This window comes from Catenulispora rubra, from assembly GCF_015356825.1.
GTDB classification, from domain to species: domain Bacteria; phylum Actinomycetota; class Actinomycetes; order Streptomycetales; family Catenulisporaceae; genus Catenulispora; species Catenulispora rubra.
In genome coordinates this window covers 1-19206 of sequence record NZ_JAACYW010000227.1, presented here as the reverse complement: position 1 = coordinate 19206, position 19206 = coordinate 1, and the positions used below count along the sequence as shown (strand labels likewise).

The 19206-nt window shown below is 69.2% G+C and carries 20 protein-coding genes; 10 read left to right on the top strand and 10 right to left on the bottom strand.

Going from position 1 to position 19206, the window contains the following annotated elements:
* Positions 1-139 precede the first annotated feature (139 nt).
* The gene (locus GWK61_RS57445; protein WP_228563718.1) at positions 140-547 is read left to right on the top strand and encodes a hypothetical protein; all 408 of its coding nucleotides are present in this window, start codon (positions 140-142) and stop codon (positions 545-547) included.
* Between the two features lie 107 nt (positions 548-654).
* Here the strand turns inward: GWK61_RS57445 and GWK61_RS40020 are convergent, their stop codons facing one another.
* The 10 genes from GWK61_RS40020 to GWK61_RS39975 form a co-directional block, all read right to left on the bottom strand.
* Complete coding sequence (locus tag GWK61_RS40020) at positions 655-978, bottom strand: hypothetical protein (protein ID WP_194916937.1); 324 nt, start codon at positions 976-978, stop codon at positions 655-657.
* 717 nt (positions 979-1695) lie between these two features.
* Positions 1696-2886: a DNA cytosine methyltransferase gene (locus GWK61_RS40015; protein WP_194916936.1), complete on the bottom strand. Its 1191-nt coding sequence runs from the start codon at positions 2884-2886 to the stop codon at positions 1696-1698.
* Positions 2817-3770: an adenine nucleotide alpha hydrolase family protein gene (locus GWK61_RS40010; RefSeq protein WP_194916935.1), complete on the bottom strand. Its 954-nt coding sequence runs from the start codon at positions 3768-3770 to the stop codon at positions 2817-2819. Before GWK61_RS40010 ends, GWK61_RS40015 begins: the two co-directional genes overlap by 70 nt.
* A 28-nt stretch (positions 3771-3798) precedes the next feature.
* On the bottom strand, positions 3799-4038 hold the full coding sequence (locus GWK61_RS40005; RefSeq protein ID WP_194916934.1) for a hypothetical protein: 240 nt from the start codon (positions 4036-4038) through the stop codon (positions 3799-3801).
* Positions 4039-4059: 21 nt separating this feature from the next.
* Positions 4060-4314, bottom strand: coding sequence for a hypothetical protein (locus GWK61_RS40000; RefSeq protein ID WP_194916933.1), 255 nt, complete (start codon positions 4312-4314; stop codon positions 4060-4062).
* A 41-nt stretch (positions 4315-4355) separates the two neighbouring features.
* Positions 4356-4802 carry an XF1762 family protein gene (locus GWK61_RS39995; protein WP_228563717.1) on the bottom strand — a complete coding sequence of 149 codons (447 nt, stop codon included), beginning with the start codon at positions 4800-4802 and terminating at the stop codon, positions 4356-4358.
* A 55-nt stretch (positions 4803-4857) separates the two neighbouring features.
* Positions 4858-5346: a hypothetical protein gene (locus GWK61_RS39990; protein ID WP_194916932.1), complete on the bottom strand. Its 489-nt coding sequence runs from the start codon at positions 5344-5346 to the stop codon at positions 4858-4860.
* Positions 5347-5434: 88 nt separating this feature from the next.
* Positions 5435-6190 (bottom strand): hypothetical protein, encoded by a 756-nt coding sequence (locus GWK61_RS39985; RefSeq protein ID WP_194916931.1) that lies wholly within the window; start codon positions 6188-6190, stop codon positions 5435-5437.
* A gap of 308 nt (positions 6191-6498) precedes the next feature.
* On the bottom strand, positions 6499-7431 hold the full coding sequence (locus GWK61_RS39980) for a TRM11 family SAM-dependent methyltransferase (protein WP_194916930.1): 933 nt from the start codon (positions 7429-7431) through the stop codon (positions 6499-6501).
* Between the two features lie 46 nt (positions 7432-7477).
* On the bottom strand, positions 7478-8272 hold the full coding sequence (locus GWK61_RS39975) for a hypothetical protein (RefSeq protein WP_194916929.1): 795 nt from the start codon (positions 8270-8272) through the stop codon (positions 7478-7480).
* Positions 8273-8623: 351 nt separating this feature from the next.
* Between GWK61_RS39975 and GWK61_RS39970 the strand changes: the two genes are divergently transcribed.
* From GWK61_RS39970 to GWK61_RS39930, 9 genes are all read left to right on the top strand, one after another.
* Positions 8624-9349, top strand: a complete 726-nt coding sequence (locus tag GWK61_RS39970) for a helix-turn-helix domain-containing protein (protein ID WP_194916928.1) — start codon at positions 8624-8626, stop codon at positions 9347-9349.
* A gap of 483 nt (positions 9350-9832) precedes the next feature.
* Positions 9833-10111, top strand: a complete 279-nt coding sequence (locus GWK61_RS39965; RefSeq protein WP_323747967.1) for a pilin — start codon at positions 9833-9835, stop codon at positions 10109-10111.
* A gap of 1 nt (position 10112) precedes the next feature.
* Positions 10113-12116 carry a TrbL/VirB6 family protein gene (locus tag GWK61_RS39960; protein ID WP_194916926.1) on the top strand — a complete coding sequence of 668 codons (2004 nt, stop codon included), beginning with the start codon at positions 10113-10115 and terminating at the stop codon, positions 12114-12116.
* On the top strand, positions 12113-12313 hold the full coding sequence (locus GWK61_RS39955; protein WP_194916925.1) for a hypothetical protein: 201 nt from the start codon (positions 12113-12115) through the stop codon (positions 12311-12313). The genes GWK61_RS39960 and GWK61_RS39955 overlap by 4 nt, the downstream gene beginning before the upstream one ends.
* Positions 12306-13271, top strand: a complete 966-nt coding sequence (locus tag GWK61_RS39950; RefSeq protein ID WP_194916924.1) for a PrgI family protein — start codon at positions 12306-12308, stop codon at positions 13269-13271. Before GWK61_RS39955 ends, GWK61_RS39950 begins: the two co-directional genes overlap by 8 nt.
* A complete protein-coding gene (locus GWK61_RS39945; RefSeq protein ID WP_228563716.1) occupies positions 13268-15142 on the top strand; it encodes a VirB4 family type IV secretion system protein in 1875 nt (624 codons plus the stop codon). Before GWK61_RS39950 ends, GWK61_RS39945 begins: the two co-directional genes overlap by 4 nt.
* Complete coding sequence (locus GWK61_RS39940) at positions 15139-17751, top strand: type IV secretory system conjugative DNA transfer family protein (protein ID WP_194916923.1); 2613 nt, start codon at positions 15139-15141, stop codon at positions 17749-17751. The genes GWK61_RS39945 and GWK61_RS39940 overlap by 4 nt, the downstream gene beginning before the upstream one ends.
* A gap of 55 nt (positions 17752-17806) precedes the next feature.
* A complete protein-coding gene (locus tag GWK61_RS39935) occupies positions 17807-18844 on the top strand; it encodes a replication-relaxation family protein (protein ID WP_194916922.1) in 1038 nt (345 codons plus the stop codon).
* Positions 18837-19206 (top strand): transglycosylase SLT domain-containing protein (locus GWK61_RS39930; protein ID WP_228563715.1); only part of this gene is annotated, 370 nt, incomplete at its 3' end. The genes GWK61_RS39935 and GWK61_RS39930, both read left to right, overlap by 8 nt.

Below are 19206 nucleotides of genomic sequence, written 5' to 3'. Positions count from 1 at the left end.
GTGAAGTACCGCCTGGACCGCGAGACCTGCATCGCCGCCCGGGAGCTGGGGCGCAAGGCGAGCCGGCTGGATTCCGGTGTGGATTCCAGCACGATTCTTGGTGCGGGGCCAGACTATCGGACTGTCGTCGTGACCTGACATGCCGCTCGTCTGTGCCGGCGATCAGATCCTGGCGGACGCGAGCAGCATCAGCGCTGCGGGCTACGCGGTCGCGCTCGTGGACGAGCTGGAGTCCGGGGGTCATCCCGGTGCGTGCGCAGACGGCGTGGGCCGGGAACCGATCGCGCCGGCCGCCCCGCACGCCACGGCGCACAGAGTGAAGAACACCCCGGTTCCCTACGCCCCGGCCACGACGCCAACGAGCGGAAAACACCAGCGGGCCCCTGGCAGTGGAGACGGGCACCGTGCCGAGGAGACCGAACACGATGTGATCCAGCCGAGCAGCAGCGCGGCGGTGAGCACGAGCGAGGGGGACCATGCCGGCCGTGGTGAAGGTGGCACGGCACACGGCCATCTTCGGCTTCTCGCCGTCGATGCCTTGATCTGACCACTTGCTTGAACTCGAGAGACCAACGGCGCATGGCTGGTTCCAAACGGACTCGCAGCGCCCGAAGATCCGCCGTGCAGGGATCTCGCTTCGAGCTGTGCCGCCCGCTACCAGTCCAGCTCGTCGTGGGGCAAGATCTGGGCGGCTTTGAAGGAGATACCAACGCGGCCGTTCAGAGCCCACGGTATGGCGTCCAGTTCAACGATGCGTAGTGGTGCGCCGACCGTAACGCCGAGCGGCTCCGTGGCAGTCGAGATATCGATCACGGTTGGTTTGCGCTGGCCGAAACGGCGCACTGCTATGGCGGTGGTCCATAGGGGATTGCCTTCGTGGTCGGCGAGAATCTTGCCGGAGGGGTCGCGTCTGGGTTCGGGAGCGGTGACGCACAGTGGAGTGTGCAGCCGGTCCAGCGCGAGGGGAAGTGACTGCAAACGCATCTCCAGAACAGGTAGGCGAGGGCGGCAGCTTGTACCGCAGCAGCGGCCCTGTACGCACTGGCGCGGAGTGAAGACGCCGGTGTCTGGGTTCCCGGCGGGTCGCGGTCGATGAGGGTTGGCCGCAGTGTGTACCGGGCGGCCCATGCCGTGATCTGTCGTGCGGCTATGACGCGGGCACACGTCGGCTGCGTGCGGTGCGGAACGGCTGAGAGAACCGATGGGCCTGTCCACCTCGCTTTGCTCGAGGTGGACAGGCCCGGTTTTCGTACGCGGGCTAGGTTGTGGCGTGCCTGAGAGTGCGGCGTCGTGCGGCTAGACGGACTTGCTGTAGCAGTGACTGTTCGCCTGGCCAGTTCGCGCGGCGCGGTCGCGGCGTGTTGTGGGACTACTCCGTTGCCGCCCAGGGGCGGCGATCCTCGCAGCGGCCGGAACTCCGGCGAGGCAGCTTGCCACCTCCTTCTGCTCGACGATCTCGTCAGCTGGCGGTTAGTCGTCTGGTTCAGCGCCGTGGATCGCGAGCAGTTGGTCTGCGTATTCGTCGATGTCGTGATTCATGAGGTCTCCAGTTCGCCCGCCTTAGCGGTGGTGGGCTCCGGCGTGGCGGTCGCCTGGCCGGTGGCCGCGTGGCGTGTGGGTCCGGTGGGCGGGTGCTCAGTGTGGGTTTCGTGACCGGCGTCGACCTCTTTCGCCGAGGATGATGTGCTGCGGGCTCTACGGGTGCTGTGCGATGGCGGCTCGACGGGCCAGTTCGCGGAACGCGGTCTCGGCGTGGTGGGGGACGACGCCGTTGCCGGCGAGCCGCAGCGCGGCGATCCTCGAGACGTCGGGGACGCCGGTGAGGTAGTCGTCGGTGGGGAGTCCCATGACCCAGGTCGTGAACTCCGGACGTAGCCGGGGGCGTCCGTTGCGGCCGGGCTCGGTGGGCTCGGGTGCCGGCCGGCTCAGGATGTGCTCCCAGCGCTGCACCGCCTCCCCGTAGATGCCCCAGGGGTAGGTGGAGTGTTCGGTCAGGCGGCCTCGGGCAGGTGCTTGGTGGGCACGGCTGGATGCCGGGCCAACCTCGCGATCGCCGAGGTGAGCATCAGGTCGCCCTTGCTGCCTTTTTGATTCGGTGAGCCCTTCGTCCCATCTGAGGCCCGCGGTGTGGGGAACGGTGCCGCTGGGGAGCCATTCGGACTGAGCACTGACACGGCGTCGTCCAGCCCCACGGAGTGTCCTCCGGCCCGGCGTGCAGCAGGGTCGGATGCTCCCCGGCCGTCGCCGTCGCGGGCCTGGGGTGTGGGCAGCAGTTTCAAGGAGCCGGGTCGCGGCTTCGCCGGGCTGCCAGGCGAGGATGAAGCAGCGGGCTCGTCGATGGGGGGCGCCCACTTCGGATGCTCGAAGGCAGAGCCATTCCGTGTCGTACCCGCTTGTGGCCAGGTCGGACTGGACCTGTTGGAGCCCGCGTCCTCGGAGCTGAGCAACGTTTTCCAGGAGCACGAGATCGGGTCGTAGATCGCGAACGGCAGTTGCGACGGTGTGCCAGAGGCCAGAGCGGTTTCCCTTCTTGATTCCCTCACCGCGCCCGGCGATGGATATGTCTTGGCACGGCCATCCGGCCGTGAGGATGTCGACGCCCGAGACGGCTGTCCGGTCGGCGAAGTCCAGGGCGGTGATGTCGCCGAGGTTCGGCACCCGCCGGTGGTGGTGCTTGAGGACTCGGACGGCGTCGGGGTCGTTGTCGGCGAACCAGGCGGGCCGCGCGCCGAACAGCTTCGTGGCCGCGAGATCCAATCCGCCATATCCGGTGCACAGACTGCCGAGATTTGGTGCGCTGGCTGCGCGCGCCGGGCTCACGCAGCCACTTCCGAGAAGCCCGGAGGCTGCTCGGGCTGGCCAGACCGGCAGGCCCAGGGCGAGCATCCGTCGGGATCGCCGTTCTCCCAGTCCACGCTCTCGTTCTGGCCGACGATACGCAGGTGTCGACGCTGTGGCGGGGCGTCGATCGGCGCCTCGTCCAGCGGCAGTAGTGAGGGATGCAGGAAGGCTTGGCCGAGCAGCGGCCTGCCGTTGGCGTTGGCGCGTGCGTTGCCGGCGCGGATGGCGTGGTCGAACTCGACGGCCTCGTTCCACTGCTCGGGCTGGTCGTCCCGCAGCCTTCTCCACCCGGCGTTGCTCGTGTAGGGGCACCCGATACACGCGCTCTTCGACACCGCAGCGAACCCGTGCTGGTCGAGGTACGCCTGCGTATCGGCGCGAGTGAGACCGAGTTCCAGCAGCGGGAAGGTGTTGACGGCGTACTTCACGCCGGAGTCCTTGGCGCGGTGGAATTCGTCTGAGCTGATTCCGACCCACATCGACAGGCTCTGGCCGCGTTTGACGCGGCCGACGCGGCCGTCGTCGAAGACCTCCGCTCCGAGGCGTCGGCGGGCCTCGGCAAGCAGGATCTTGATCTTGTAGGTGGAGGTGCACTGGCGCCGGAGCATGCCCTTGGATCCGTCGCGGTTGCGGATGAACAGCGGCATCGTGCTGAAGCGGCTGTTGGGGTCGAGGGCATCTCGGCGGATGTCTCCAGCGCGCAGACGGACGATCTCGATTCCGGCGGGCTTTGCCACCTCGTTCTCTAGCCGGTCGAGGGCCGCGTAGGTCTCGGGACGTTCCCAGCCGGTATCGGCGAAGGCGGCGTAGTCGATGCGAGGGAGGAGGCCGTGAGCGGACATCAATAGGAGGGCGGAGCTTTGCACGCCGGCGCCGAAGCTGAGCGCGTTGATGGCCGGGGTTTTGGCGTTGGTGAGGGTTGGTGTCATAGGCGTCCTCCGAGAGTTGAGCGAGTGGTCAGGTTGCGGCGGCGGCTCGGAAGCATCCGCAGACGTCTTCGGCGTCTGCATCGCCGCAGCCGACCGCGCGGTGGACGTTCTGCGTCCAGATGAACAGGTCGAGGAAGTGGTTGGGGATGCCGAGGCGACGGGCATGACCTGCCAGCTCGATGATTTCGTCGGCCACCGGGTACGCGTCGGGTTCGGCGCCGTGGATCATCAGCAGCTGGTCTGCGTATTCGTCGATGTCGTGATCCATGAGGTCTCCAGTTCGTCAGCTTCAGCAGCGGTGGGCTTGGGCACGGCGGTCGCTCGGCCGGTGAGCCGCGCGGCGTGCCGGTCCGGTGCGGGTTTCGCGACAGGCGATGACGGCGGCGGACCAGTCGTGGAGGTTCTGGGCGCGCTGCTTGATGTCGGCGAGTTCGGCGTGCACCGCGCGGTGCGTGAGTTCTGAGCCGTCGGTATCGCCGGGTTTGGCGACCAGACCGTGGGTGGCTACCAGGGCGTGGATGTAGGCGTTGGTGTCGAAGGCCATAGGTGTCCTCTCAGCCGAGGTGTGCAGGGTGTGTCACGGCTTCAGGGCTGGGCTGTTGTGCTGTCTGTTTGCCACAGGGTGCGGGCGATGTTGTCGGTGCCGCGGTCCGGGCGTGGCCGAGTAGCGGAGCTCCAGCCGGGGCGCGCTCGCAGGTCGCGGACTTTGTGCCAGCCGGACGCGCGAAGGCTCGCACCGTGTTCGCCGTCCTGGGTGTAGGTGATCATTCGGTGGTAACCGATGGCGCGGCCGGCTTTCCACGCTGCCGAGTAGAGCCGGGAGCAGCTGTTCGGCACGCCTAGGGTGGCCAGCCTGGTGACTTCCAAAGTGAGACCGTCGTCGAGGTGCCTGGCTACCGGCCTGCCGACGATCGCGACGGCGACCAGAGCGCCGGTGGGATCGGTCAGGCCGATGGAGCATTTGTGGCCGCGGGGCCTTTGGTGGTGGCGGTGGTGGGTGTCGATGAAGGCGCACGCCTCAGCGAAGCTCACCGGACGGACCTGCAGCCGCGGGCTCGACGGCGCGCTGGGTTCCAGCTGTGGCACCTCAGTGGTGAGCGGCCTCAGCGGCATGTACCCCGCCCTCGGTCGTCGAGGGCCTCGCTTTTGGCGCGCGGTTGCCCTCGGACAACTGCTGGCGTGCAGTCAGGCCGGCGGCGGCGACAGCGGCGAGTGAGAAGATCACCCAGTCCATCGCCGAGTGGCCGCGCGCGACGTTGGCGAAGAGCTCACCGACGTGGCCGAGGATGACCGCGGCCGAGATGTCGTAGTGCAGCCACAACGCGATGGCGACAGCCACGAAATCGCCGAGGAATCCGACCGCGAAGGCCAAGAGCGCGGCGAGCGCCGGCAGCCATGCCGAGCGCGGTGCCGGGGCCTTGGTCAGGCATCGGGCCAGCACCAGAGCAACCAGCAGGCAGGCATACGCGAAGTGGTATTCGGTGATGCCGGACAGCACGCCCCAGATGAGGCACAGGCCGACAGCGGCGGCACAGGCCCGAACGATGGCCGGACGGATACGGGCGGGTTGGGGCAAGAGAGGGCTCCTTCAACAGACGGCAGAGAGATGAGGGAAGGCCGGCCCGGCCGGTGGACGCGATGTGCTTCTGCCGGGCCGGGCTGCGTTATGCGGGCTGCCCTTGGAGGCGCTGAAGAAGGAGGTCCGCGGCCGACAGGGCGGCGGCTCCGTCATGGTCGTGGTCCGCGTCGGAGACCGCGACGATCTCGTCGCCGACGCGCACGAGGATCACCTCGGGCTGGGCATAGCTGGCGGCGTCGGGGCCAGTGGCCGTGACGCGGATGCGGAGCGCTTCGTCGCCGAGCTTGGTGAGGCTGTCGATCGTGACGGTGCCGCCGACCGACTGCCCGGTCGGATCCGGGGCGGCGAAGTTGGCGCACCGCTGGGCGAAGTCGCGGATCTCGGTGAGCTGCTTGGCGGCGTCGCCGGGGTTGGTGGCGGCGACGACCAGGTGCAGAGAGTTTCCGGCGTTGTCGAGTTCCTCGCTCGCGTAGGCGGCACGGTAGTCGGCGGTGAGGGCATCGGCGTCGATAGAGGGCGCCGCAGTGCAGTCCGCGTCCGGCAGTGAGGGCTTCGGGAGATCGTGCGGGGCGGTGAAGTCGGTGCCGGTGTCGTAGACGCCAGAGACGGTGATCCCGGCGGCCACGTCCGTCAGCGTGGGAAGTGCGGAGCGCAGAAGCAGACCGGTCAGCGCCCCGGGAGCGGGCGCCGAACTGGAGGCCGCTCCGGGCCGGTTCGCAGTGGCGGTGACGCTTCGCGGGGTGGCGCGATGGCCGCTGCCACAGGCGGATAGTGAAGCAGTCAGGGCAGTGGCGGCAGCGAGGGCTACGGAGGCCTTGGCCAGGGTCGTACGGCGGATCAAGTTTGTCTCCATGTTGATGGCGAGGGAAGGCGCGAGCCAGCTCGGTCAGGCGGTGTCGCGGATGACGGAGTCCGCTCCGCCGACGTCGACGAGACGGCGGGCGTGGGCGCGGCACAGCCGCAGCCCCTTGGCGCGTGGTGTGTTGCCGGTGGCGACCGGCAGCATCGGACAGTGCGGGTAGCGTCGAGAGCCGGCGGAGGCAACGCGGCAGGTGCGACACCACGGTCCTGCTGGGTCGGTGGTGAGCTCGGCGTGGCAGCGCGGGCACAGCGGCGGACGGCCCGCGCACCCGAACTGCTCGGGTGATTTCACGGGCTGAACGCGTTGGGCGGAAGCGGCGAGTCGGCAGTGGCCGGGGTTCTTCCAGATCCGTTCTGGGCGGCCGAATCACCGTCGAGCGGCGCGCGAAAAACCAGCACGTCCTCCGCGACGATCAGGTGCATCGGGACGCCGGCGGCCCGAGCCTGACGGATGTTCGCGAGCTGGAAGAAGCTGGGCCGGGTGACTAACTGCCCGTCACGCACTCCGGCGATCAGGGCCAGGCACCGCTCGATCGGTTCCAGCCCGGCCGAAGTCCCCGCGGCGATGACTTCGCTGGGCAGGTCGACGAGCTCTCCGTGCTCGCGCCACGGCCGTGCAGTGACCGCGACCACGCCTCCGGGGCGGAGGATCTGGCGGCAGCCGGACAGGATCTCGGCGAAGCCGGCGACGAGCTTCTCCCGGCTGGCGTGGGCGAGGTTGGAGCGGTCGGTGGAGTAGCGGTAGTCGAACTTCTGCACCCCGCGCTCGCCGGTCTCCGCGGTGGCCCTGATCTGTCCGTGAACCGCCGCCCCGTAAGGCGGGGAGGTGATCACCAAGGCCGCCGTTCCCAGAAGCTCCGGCGGCACGACCTTCGCCAGCCGGCGCGCGTCGGCGCGGATGACGCGGGCACTGTCTCCGGTGGCGCCTTGGGAATTGGCCAGGGCGATGTTCGCCCTGGCGAACTTCGCCCAGCGAGCCTCGTATTCAACGCCCAAGGCGCGTCGGCCGAGGTGCATCGCTTCGACCAGGGTGGTGCCGATTCCGCACATCGGATCGACCACGAGGTCGCCTGGCTCGGTGTAGGCGCCGATGGCGTAGGCGGCGATGTCCGGCAACATCTTGGCCGGGTGCGCCACCGATTCGCGGACGTAGCGACCAGCGCGCTGGGTGCGTGAGTTCCGTTGTGCTGTGACCCATACCGAGGTCGGTATCGCGGCCATGTCTCGGACCGGTGCCCGGCTGCCGTCATGGCGAAGTGAAGCGTGGTCAGACACCGATGTGGTCCTCTCCGATGCTGCGGAAGATGAGCAAGTCCGAGTGAGACCGGGCGTGCACCGGCACGCCTTGGATGCGGGCGTTGAGAAACGCGTCGAGATCGCTTGCGGGAAGGTCAGGGGCGATGCCCTCGTCGTCGATGAAGGAGTCGACCAGAGCGATGTGCTGGATGTAGGCGAAGCTTTGCTCGCGGGCGGCCGTGATGACCGATCCGGTGTCGTCGATGAAGCCGACGCCCGGTGTCGGGCGGGGGAGCCTGACGGCGAGAATTCCACCCGTGGCGAGCCGCTCGGAGGCGCCGCTCAGTACTGCGGGAAGCTGCGCCAGGAAGTGCTCTGCGGCCTGCCTCCCGCGGCGCGTCGAAGACTGCTGGGCAGCGTGGTCCTGGTCGGCGGGGACTACGATCGCCAGGGCGTCCGGCTCGAAGATCCACTGCCGGTACCGGTCCTCGTCCAGGAGGTCCAGCGCGTCGGTGTGGTGATAGTTGCCGCCGGAACGCTCCACGCGGCAGCCGGGGTTGGCCAACGTGGTGATGGTGAAGTTCTGGTTGGTCTCGGTGAACTGGCGGATGGTTTCGGCGACAGCCCAGTCGTACTTGTCGACGACGTTGTCGGCGTCGCGAATCGAAGCGACGGGCCGATTCTCCGGGTGCGGGGCGAACCAGATGTTTGGGGGGACTCCGCATCCACGGATGCGAGGCCGGCGGGCATTTCTGACTGGATGAGAAGGTGTCGGGCGATCCTCACCTCCGCTATTCGGTGGTGTGGGGCTCTGGTGCTGCTCCATGACGTTTATCCGTGTCGTGCGGCACCGCGTTTCGTGCTGACCAAACCTCCTAGTCCAAAACGGGGCCGTGTGGTTCCACCAGGAATCGAAATGTGACCGGGAGCACGCGGCCGAAGTTGAGGTCTCTCGTGCGTAAACCACAGGTCAGAGCTCAAGTGCGCACGCTTTGCGCACGAAGTAGCTACGCCAGCTGCGGCTTGATGGAACTATGCGCACGGAATGCGCATACCTAATCCTGATAGGGAGAGCTCGGCCAACGTGCAGTAGTGCGTATTGTGTGCGCACTTTTTGCGTATCCGTCATCGTTCGATGAACCCGTCAAACCGCACTCTGTGAAGACGGGAGCCCATCGTGGCCAGCACGTCGAATCCCTTGAAGGTCGTAAAGAATACCTTCGACCTCCTGTGTCAAGGTCCTCTGCCTTTGTCCCTGACCATTCCTGCGGACGCTGGCAGCCAAGTGGCCGGGAAACGCATGGATCTGAGCGAGATAACTGGCCTACTGGATGACTCGAACACCGAGACGGCCACACGAAACGCGATCTGGGCGCAGCTGGTGCGGGAGAGCCGGGGCGAGGACTCGAGCTGGGTCGTCGTTGCCTGCGCCCTGGCGTATCCGGCACTGCGCAGCAAGGCGCGCACGCTGTCGCGCTGCTTCCCTGGCGATCCCGCCGACATCGCCGCGGAAGTCCTCGAAGGGTTCCTGATCGCTTTGCGCACAGTGGATCTGAGCGATCCCGCGATCGGCAGTGTCATCGGCGTGCTGGTGTGGAAGGCGTTCAATCTGGCCCGCAGGGAGCGCTACCGCGAGGTCGGCCAGATTCCGGCGTTGGACAGCGTTGCCGAGTCCCAGTCGTCGATGTATCCGACCGGGCACCCGGACATCATCCTGGCCCGCGCGGTACGCGCCGGCGTCATCACCGGCGAGGAAGCCGACTACATCGGCCGCACTCGCCTGGAGGGGCAGAGCTTCGACGCTGTGACCGCCGAGTTCGGAATCGCCCGGGCGACCCTGTGGCGCTACCGCGAAGCGGCTGAAGCGCGTCTGGTGTCGGCGTTGCAGACGGGCGCCATCTGAGTGGTCGTCAGCAGAAAGTCCCGCCGTCGGTGGAACCAGCGCCCCCGTTTTTGGACTAGTGATTCCGCCGGACTTCTACGGAACTTCGGCGGGCAGAAATCACGGACGCCGCACCCACTGCGTGGTGCTGACCCATCCACCGTTTGGCATATCGACACCCTCCCGGAAGGAGCGAGTGTCGTGCGCGCGGCGGTCCACAGATTCCTGCTCCCCGGCACATTGCGCACCACCTTCTCGCGGCACGCCTCGGCCTAGTCCGCACCCCGCCGAACCCGGCCCGGACCCGGGCCTGTCGCCGCGCCTCACCCGATCTCGCACAGCATCAAAGGACCCACCTTCATGCACCACGCGCTCGATCCCGTACGCCCGAAACCACTCCGACAGCAATCCACTTCGAAGTCGCGTGCCGCGCGCCGTAGGCGCCTGCGGATAGCGGCGATCGCTACCGGCGCTGTAGCTCTAGCCGCCGTCAGCATGAGTCCGGTGTTCGCCGCGGCAACATCAGGTTCCGGACAGGTCCTAGTCGCAGCCGACGACGTCCCGACGGTCATCGGCAACGTCACTGGGTGGCTGATGGGGCTCCTCGCGGGGCTGGCGACGCTGATGCTCACTGTTGGCGGCGTCCGCTACGTGCTCGCCGCCGGTGACCCGGCGGAGGTGGAGAAGGCCAAGACCTGCTTCAAATCCGCCGGGATCGGCTACTGCCTGGCCGTCTTGGCGCCGGTTGTCGTCGCTCTACTGAAGAGCCTGGTCGGCGGCTGAGATGAAAGGCGAGCCGAAGCCCGAGCACTCGTACGCCGCAGGCGTCGGCGCGCGGGTCCGGGCTTCGGCCCGGCCCGTCGCCCGCACCGTGGCCGCTCTGATCGCCGCGGTCGCCGCACTGCTGATCTTGATGGTTCCGGCAGCCTCGGCCGACGAGGCACCGCGACCTTCCTTGCCCATCGCAGCCAGCCCGGCGCCCGACGATCCGGCGCCGCCACCGGGCCCCACGGCTACAAGCCCGGGGATCAGCCTGGGCCCTGGGGCGCCGGTGCCGTCGGACACCGCGCCGGCGCCCGGCGCGACCGGTGGAACGAGCACCGGCGGCAACAGCGACCCGAGCTTCTGGGACATCCCCGGCCAGATCGAGAAGGCGATCAACGACTGGTTCGCCTCGCTGGTATCCGACGCGCTCAATCCTGTGCTGAGTCTGCTCGGCTCCACGGTGCTGAGCACCCCGGACGTGACGGTGATGCCGCGCGTCGGGCAGATCTGGACCACGATGGCCGTGCTGGCCAACTCTTTCTACGTCCTGTTCGTCCTAGCCGGCGGCGTCATCGTGATGACCCACGAGACGCTGCAGACCCGGTACGCGGCGAAGGACATCGCCCCGAGGCTCATTGCCGGATTCCTCGTCGGCAACGCCTCCCTCGCCGTCCTCGGTCTGATCATCCACCTCTCCGACGCTCTGGCCGCCGGAATCATGGGCGAGGGCCTGGACCCGAAGGCCGCCGGCACGGCGCTGGCCCACATGATCACGGGAAAGATCCTCGGCTCCGGTGGGATCTTCCTGGCGATCCTTGGCCTGGTCGCCGCGGTCTTGGCCGTGGCACTGCTGATCACCTACCTGGTGCGGGTCGCGCTCATGGTTCTTCTTGCTGCCGCTGCACCGGCGGCGTTGGCCTGTCACGCCCTGCCTCAGACCGACCCGCTGGCCCGGCTGTGGTGGCGGGCGGTGATCGGGACCCTGGCGGTCCAGGTTGGTCAATCCCTGACCCTCGTCGCCGCATTGAGGGTGTTCCTGGACCCGGCCGGCCAGACCGCGCTGGGGTTCCCGACTGGAAGCGGACTCACCGACTTGCTCGTGTTCATCATGCTCTTCTACATCCTCCTCAAGATCCCGTTCTGGGTCGGACGAAGCGTCTTCGGACCTTCCCGGTTGCTTGCCATGGCCAAGGGCATCGCGACTTACAAGCTGATGGGTGCGACAGGCCTGCGCGGGCGGCGCCGTGCCGAAGCCACCCGCCCCTCCACGGGACGCACTCCCGGCGCAACACCGCCCGGCGGAGCGGGCGGCGGCGGACCCCGCGCTCTGCGTCCCGGATCCCGGCCGCCGGGCGGAGGTCCAGGGCCCGGCACAGCAGGGCCTCGTATCACCGTCACCCGTGTCGGTCGACCTGGCCCAGGCCGTCCCCGGGTGATCGCTGGGGAGGTCCTTGCCACTCGCGCGGCCCCGGCCATAGGACCCGCGCCGGGTGCGGCGGCTGAACTACCGCCAGGAGTTCAGGCCCGGCTGGCCAAACGGCAGGCCGAGACCGCTAGCAAACCCAAACCGCGCGTAGTTCAGCCTGGGCTCTTCCCGCCGGTCCCGCGCACTCCACGCCCCGGATCGCCATCCACCATCACCGAGTTCACCCCGCCGCCCCCGCCACGCACAGGCATCCGGCAGCCCGCGCTATTCGACCGGCGTGGCCAGATCACGGCTGCGGCTGCCCCGACCAATACGTCGGCGACCGCTCCGAGCGCTGCCGCTGCGGCAGTCCCCGCGTCCGTTGCCGCCCGCAAGGCAACCGCGGCTGCCGGGCCAACGGCGACCCGCCCCAGCACCCCCAGACCGGCCGACTCGGCACCCACCGCTCGCACCGCGACGCCGCCGAGCTCTCCTCTCAACAGCCCGCCTCGAACCGCTGCGCGCAAGGCAGCACCGGCGAAAACACCGCCCACCCGCATCGCCGGCGCCGCAGCCACAGTTCGCAAGCCAGCCACCCCCGAAGGACCCGCACGATGACGAATCACCGACCCGCCTCCACTGCACACGGCGCCTACCGGGGACGACACCGCAGGTTGCGCCCGAGCCTGCGGAGACTGATCTACGAACTGCTCATCGCCCCTGCCGCGACCCCCTTGAAGCCCGCCGCCGAGATCCGCCTGCGGGCCCGCCGCTCCGCGGCCCGGCAGCGGCGGCTCGGAGGCTGGGATGCGTGAGGAGACCGAGTCCCGCTACGCCACCAGGATCCCGGCCGACGTCGACCGCCCCGATGTCATCGTGGCCAGGCTCACCGCCCGCCAGGTCGTGATCCTGGCCGGCACCGGGGTGGTGGTGTGGGCGGTGTTCATGGCCGCTCACACGGCGCTGCCGCAGGTGCCGTCGCTGTACCTGATCATCCCGGCCGTCCCGATCGCCGCCGTCGCCATCGGACTGGCCCTCGGGAAGAGGGACGGCCTGTCCGCAGACCGATTCGTGTTGGCGGCGTTGCGACACGGCCGTGCTCCGAAGCATCTGGTGCCCGGTGGGGGACAGGCCGCGCCGCCGCTGCCGTCGTTCCTGCCCAAGCAGTTGCGTGCCAAGGCCGGGCCCCAGCCGTCCCCGGTGCCGATGCCGGCACGCGGTATCGACGAGCACGCTGTTGTCGATCTGGGCAGCGAGGGTCACGCGGTCCTGGCCGCGTGCGGAACGGTCAACTTCGCGCTGCGTACCCCCGGCGAGCAGGATGCGCTGGTGGCCGCGTTCGGCCGCTGGCTCAACGGCTTGAACGCCCCCGTCCAACTGCTGGTGCGCACCCACCGCCTGGACCTGTCCGGGGCGGTGGCTCAGCTGCGCGATGCCGCCGGCGGACTGCCACACCCAGCCCTTGAACAAGCCGCCGCCGAGCATGCCGACTTCCTTCAGGCCCTGGCCGGCCGCCGCGACGTTCTGCACCGTCAGGTGCTGCTCACGGCGCGCGAGCCGCGCAGCGGACGCGCCCGGCAGAACACCGGCGCCGACCCCGACGCCTCGGCGCCGCAGCGCCTGCACCGCCGCGTCGATGAGGCGGCCCGCGCTCTGTCCGGCGCGCAGATCCCTGTGCGGACCTTCGACCTTGCCCGCCTGCGCCACCTGCTCGTCGATGCCACCGGCGCCGGCCAGGAGGCCGAGCCTTTGGAAGGAGACACCGACCGATGATGTTTAGGACACGCGGCAAGCACCTCGCTCCCGCACCGGTCCGCGCTCTGGACGCGATGCCGGCGCCGGAGTCGGTGCAGGTCGCTCCTCGCCATCTGCGCATCGGTGAGATGTTCGCCGCCAGCTTCGCCGTCACCGGCTTCCCCTCCGAGGTCGGTCCCGGCTGGCTGGAGCCGCTACTTACCTATCCCGGACGCCTTGACGTGTCCCTGCACATCGAGCCGATCGAGACCGCAGTCGCTGCCGATCGACTGCGCCGCCAACGGGCCCGCTTCGAGTCCGGCCGTCGCGCCGACTTCGAGAAGGGCCGCCTCGCCGACCCCTACGCCGAAGCCGCCGCCGAGGACGCTACCGAACTCGCCTACCGCCTCGCCCGCGGCGAAGGCCGGCTGTTCCGCGTGGGGCTCTACCTCACCGTCTACGCCGGCACCGAAAGGGCTCTCGCCGAGCAGACCTCCGCAGTCAAAGCGCTCGCCTCCGGACTGCTGTTGCAGATGCAGCCGACCTCGTTCCGGGCCTTGGCCGGGTGGACCAGCTGCCTGCCGTTGGGTGTCGACGCCATCAAGCTGTCCCGCACCTTCGACACCGCCTCCCTGGCCGCGAGCTTTCCGTTCACGTCCCCAGACCTGTCGCCGGCCGATCCCACGGACACTGCCGCGCCTGAGGGGATTTTGTACGGCGTCAACGCGGCCAGCTCCGGGCTGGTCATCTACGACCGGTGGGCCCAGGACAACTACAACAGCGTCGTGCTGGCTCGCTCCGGGGCCGGGAAGTCGTTCTTCACCAAGCTCGAGATTCTGCGCTGCCTCTACCGGGACGTGCAGGTCCTGGTGGTCGACCCGGAGAACGAGTACGAGCGCCTGGCTGTCCTGGTCGGCGGTGCCTTCCTCGACCTGGGCGCGGACGGCGTGCGGCTCAACCCGTTCGATCTGCCCGAGGACGCGGAGAAGGTGGCCGGCACCACCAATGCGCTCATCAGGCGGGCGCTGTTCCTGCATACCTTCATCAGCGTCCTTGTCGGCGAACAGCTCAGTCCTTCCGAGCGCAGCGCGCTGGATAGGGCAGTGCTGGCGGCCTACGCCGCTGTGGGCATCACGGCCGATCCGCGTACCTGGAAGCGTCAGGCGCCGATCCTGTCGGACCTGGCTGACGCCCTGCGGGCCGGAACCGATCCGACGGGGGTCGCTCTCGCTGCAAAGCTGGAGCCGTTCACGACCGGGTCCTGGGCCGGGCTGTTCGACGGGCCGACGACCACCGCACCAAGTGGGCATCTGCAGGTCTTCTGCTTGCGCCAGCTGCCTGAGGAGCTCAAAAGCGTCGGAACGTTGCTGGTGCTGGACACCGTCTGGCGACAGGTGACCTCCCGTGAGCATCGCCGGCGCCTAGTCGTCGTCGACGAGGCATGGCTGCTGATGAAAGAGCCCGAAGGGGCGAAGTTCCTGCTGCGTATGGCCAAGGCCGCACGCAAGCGCTGGGCAGGACTGGCGATCACGACGCAGGACATCGCTGACGTGCTGTCCACAGACCTGGGCCGGGCGGTGGTGGCGAACGCCTCCACCCAGATCCTGTTCCGGCAGGCGCCCCAGGCCCTGGACGCGGTCGCCGATGCCTTCCACCTGTCCGCTGGCGAGCGTGACTTCCTGGCTACCGCCCCGGTCGGTACCGGACTGTTGGCCGCCGGCGAGGCCCGTGTGGCTTTCACCGCGGTCGCCTCCGACACCGAGTACGCCGTGGCCACCACCAACCCAAATGACCTGGTCGACGTGGAGCCAGACGGCTACTTCGACTCTGAATCCGAACCGCACGACGGCATGTCAGAGCCCGTGTTCACGACGGCCGACATTGATGACCCCGACGGGATGCTCCTTTGACCACCGCCACACCCAGCAGTGTCCCGCCGCCCGGGCCGCAGCCTTCCTCCGGGCTTGTCGGGCGGCTGATTGCGCATCCTGGCGCGGAGTTTGCCCTGCTGGGCCGCATCGCTGCCCACGCCGGGCTTTCCTACGGCCTGCTTTGGGGGCCGCCGATCCTCACCGCCGTCGCCCTGGCTTTGTATCTGCGGTCCCGGCACCGCCGTGCGGTGCATGAGCGGTTCACTGCCGACGCGCGGCTGATCACGGTGATGGCTCCACCTCGCGTCGAATCCGACGGCGCCGCGGCGCTGTGGTCGCACTTGCTCGGACTGCTGCGCCCGGCTCGTCGACGCCTGCTGTCCGGACAGCCACATCTGGCCTTCGAGTACGGCTGGACCCGCGCGGGGCTACGCATCAGCATCTGGGTCCCCGGCGTGGTCCCGCCGGGGATGATCGAGCGCGCCATCGCCTCGGCCTGGCCCGGCGCTGCCACCGACACCCAGCCCGCTGCCGCGTCGCTGCTGCTGCCTCCGGATGCGAGCGCGACCGGCGGCCGGCTGCGCCTGGCCCGTACCGAGCTGCTCCCGATCGCCACCGGCCACGACGCCGACCCCCTGCGTCCGTTGCTCGGCGCCTGCGCGGGGTTGTCCGGGCAGGAGCACACCGCCGTGCAGATCCTGGCCCGCCCCGTCACCGGGCGCCGCACCCGCCGGGCTCGCCGCCAGCTGACCGCGCTGCGCACCGGCCGGGCGGCCAACCCCGTCTCCAGGATCCTGGACGAGTTCACCCCCGGCGCCGGCGCGGGTAGGCGCGCTCCGGCCAGGACCCCGGGCGTGCCGGCCGACCCGACGAAGGCCGCTGAACTTCGCGCCGCCTCGGCGAAGATCGCCGGCGGGCTGTGGGACGTGCGCGTCCTGTACGTCGCCGCATCCACCGGCGCCGGGGAGACGGACAGGAGTCCGCGGCTTCGCGGCCGGGCGCATGCGATCGCCAGTGCGTTCAGCATGTTCGCCGGATCCAACTGGTTCGCCCGGAAGAAGCTGGCGAACCCGGTGGGCGTGGTGAATTCCCGGCGTTTCAGCGGGCGCGGCAGCCTGCTCGGCGTCGGCGAGCTCGCCGCGATCGCGCACCTTCCCACCGACGCCGCCGCCCCGGGTGTCGAGCGTGCTGGCGCCCGCGCAGCCACGCCGCCCCCAGGCATCCTCACCCCCACCGGACCCGAAGCGGGGGAGGGCGTCGCGCCGGTCAAGCCGCTGGGTATTTCGGAGTCCGCCAACCCCCGCCCGGTCGGACTCGCAGTGGCCGATGCCCGACAGCACGTCCACATCCTCGGCGCGACCGGCTCCGGGAAATCCACCCTGATGACCCACATGATCCTTGACGACGTCGCTGCCCGCAGGGGCGTCGTGGTGATCGACCCGAAGGGTGACTTGATCACCGACATCCTGGTCCGTCTGCCGGAATCAGCCCTCGGACGGACCGTTGTCTTCGATCCCGACGATGCTTCCGCTCCGCCCAGTCTGAACGTCCTGCAACTGGAACGCCCGGACGAGGTCGACATGATCGTCGACAACCTGTGCGGCCTGTTCGGCCGCATCTTCTCCTCGTTCTGGGGGCCGCGCACCGACGACAACCTGCGCAGCGCGTGCCTGACTCTGCTGCACAGCCCGGAGGCCGCGACCGGCGGGGTGTCCCTGGCCGACATCCCGCGACTACTCGGCGAGGACGCCTACCGGCGGCGAATGACCGCCGGGTTGAAGGACCCGGTGCTGCGCGGATTCTGGAACCAGTACGAGGGCTTGTCGGAGGCCCAGCGCGCCAACCACGTCGGCCCGCTCATGAACAAGCTGCGTGCGTTCCTGCTCCGCTCGTTCGTCCGCGATTCCATCGCCGACGGTCCCAGCTCCTTCGACATGGAGAAGGTCCTGGACGGGGGAGTGCTGCTTGTTCGGCTGCCCAAGGGAGTCATCGGCGAGGAGACCGCGAAACTCCTCGGCTCCTTCGTCGTGGCGAAGGTGTGGCAGGCCGCGTCCCGGCGGGCCAAGCTGCCGCAGCATCAGCGCCGCGACTGCGCCCTCTACCTGGACGAGTTCCAGAACTTTCTGAACCTGCCGTATCCGATGGAGGACATGCTCGCCGAGGCCCGCGGCTACAAACTCTCCCTGACCCTGGCCCACCAGAACCTGGCGCAGCTGCCCAACGATCTGCGCGAGGGCATCTCGGCCAACGCCCGCACCAAGCTGTTCTTCAACGCCTCGCCAGAGGACTCCCGGCTGCTGGAACGGCACACGACCCCGATCCTGCTCGCCCACGACCTGTCCCATCTCGGCGCCTTCCAAGCTGCGGCCCGACTGGTCACCGGCTCCCAGCAGCGTCCGGCGTTCACGCTGCGCACGAAACCGCTGCCGGCCGCCATCGCGGGCCGTGACAACCAGGTCCGCCGGTCAGCTCGTGAGATGTTCGGCCACGCCCCTGGGGAGACCCGCCGACCCGGGACCGCTGGACTGAACCGGCGACCGGGACGAACCGCCGGCGCCGCGCGACAAGACCCGGGCCCGGCACATCAGAGCTCAGACACCCTGAACGCGGCCGGCCAGGACAACGAAACTCCGCCTACAGCCCGCTGATATAGCGCGCCCACGAGCGCCTCCGACCACGCTCCAGCGAACGCAGAGGAGAACTGTGACCCCACCCAACCCCGGACCGCCAGCACATCCGGACTACCTGCCGGCGATCCACGTCCGCGAGGCCGGCCCGACCGTGCGCCGCGCCCCGCTGGCCGAACTGTCCGCCCGGCTCACACCGCGCGACCGCTGGCTGTTGCACGCCCTGCGGGAGAACCAGACGCTGACCGGCCCGCAGATCGCCCGCATCGCCTTCGGCCACTCCCGCCTGGCCAACAAGCGACTGGCAATCCTGACCAACAGCCTGCGCGTCATCGACCGCTTCCGGCCGCTGCGCACGACCGGGAGTGCCCCGGAGCACTACGTGCTGGGCGCCCACGGCGCCCAGGTGCTCGCCGCCGAAGCCGACATCACCATCAAGCAGCTGGGCTACCACCGCTCCCGCGCCCTGGGCATCGCCCACTCCCCGCGGCTGAACCACACCGTCGGCGTCGGCGAGGTCTACTCCCACCTGGCCGCTGCCTCCCGCTCCGATATCGGTGCCGCCTCCGATGGCGGGCTCGTTGCCTGGTGGTCGGAGCTGACGTGCTACCACCTCTACGGGGACCTGACCCGCCCCGACGCCTTCGGCTGCTGGCAGGCCCCCGACCCTCGCGGCGGTGTACGCAGCGTGGAGTTCTTCCTGGAATACGACACCGGCAGCGAAAGCCTGCAGAAGGTCATCGGCAAACTCGACGGCTACGCCCGCTTGGCACAGGTCACCGGCGTCCAGACCCCGGTGTTGTTCTGGCTGCAGTCCCCGAACCGCGAGCGCAACCTGCACCGCGCGCTCGCCCTGGACCCGCCGGCCGTACCGGTCGCCACCGCCACACCCGCCGTCTGCGAGCGCACCACCCTCGCCGGCCCGGTGTGGGAACTGGCAGCACGCCGCACCAACAGGCGGCTGCACCTGATCGAGCTCTCGGCATACTGCACCGGCGCCGGACACACCGAAGCCGACGCCACCGGCGCCCGGACCGGCCGCCTGTTCGCCCCGCCGTCACCGCTGCCGCCTGGCCATTCCCGCACTGCGGCGGCCGGGCTGCGGCATGGCTAAGGCGGGCGCGGCAGCCGGCGCGGCGCTGCTGCTGGTCATCATCCTGATGGCCGGAGCAGCCGCCGGTGTTGCGTCGATATTCGGCTTCGGGTCGGGCTCCCCGCCCACCCAGACAGCCGCGGCCGACATCCCCTCGCAGTACCTGGTGCTGGATATGCAGGCCGCGGCTACTTGTCCCGGACTGCCCTGGTCGGTGCTGGCCGGCATTGGCAAAGCAGAGTCCGACTTCGGTCGAGCCAAGAACCAAGTCAGCGCCGCCGGTGCCGTCGGGCCGATGCAGTTCCTGCCCGAGACGTTCAACCAGTACGCCCGGCCCATCCCGCCAGGAGGAGCTGACCCACCCACCCCTGGCTCTTATACAC

Bases quoted from the DNA above. Each gene is read 5' to 3' on its own strand.
- GWK61_RS57445 (WP_228563718.1), top strand. From the start codon at position 140: ATGCCGCTCGTCTGTGCCGGCGATCAGATCCTGGCGGACGCGAGCAGC.
- GWK61_RS40015 (WP_194916936.1), bottom strand. From the start codon at position 2,886: ATGCTCGCCCTGGGCCTGCCGGTCTGGCCAGCCCGAGCAGCCTCCGGG.
- GWK61_RS40010 (WP_194916935.1), bottom strand. From the start codon at position 3,770: ATGACACCAACCCTCACCAACGCCAAAACCCCGGCCATCAACGCGCTC.
- GWK61_RS40005 (WP_194916934.1), bottom strand. From the start codon at position 4,038: ATGGATCACGACATCGACGAATACGCAGACCAGCTGCTGATGATCCAC.
- GWK61_RS40000 (WP_194916933.1), bottom strand. From the start codon at position 4,314: ATGGCCTTCGACACCAACGCCTACATCCACGCCCTGGTAGCCACCCAC.
- GWK61_RS39980 (WP_194916930.1), bottom strand. From the start codon at position 7,431: ATGGCCGCGATACCGACCTCGGTATGGGTCACAGCACAACGGAACTCA.
- GWK61_RS39975 (WP_194916929.1), bottom strand. From the start codon at position 8,272: ATGGAGCAGCACCAGAGCCCCACACCACCGAATAGCGGAGGTGAGGAT.
- GWK61_RS39960 (WP_194916926.1), top strand. From the start codon at position 10,113: ATGAAAGGCGAGCCGAAGCCCGAGCACTCGTACGCCGCAGGCGTCGGC.
- GWK61_RS39955 (WP_194916925.1), top strand. From the start codon at position 12,113: ATGACGAATCACCGACCCGCCTCCACTGCACACGGCGCCTACCGGGGA.
- GWK61_RS39950 (WP_194916924.1), top strand. From the start codon at position 12,306: ATGCGTGAGGAGACCGAGTCCCGCTACGCCACCAGGATCCCGGCCGAC.
- GWK61_RS39945 (WP_228563716.1), top strand. From the start codon at position 13,268: ATGATGTTTAGGACACGCGGCAAGCACCTCGCTCCCGCACCGGTCCGC.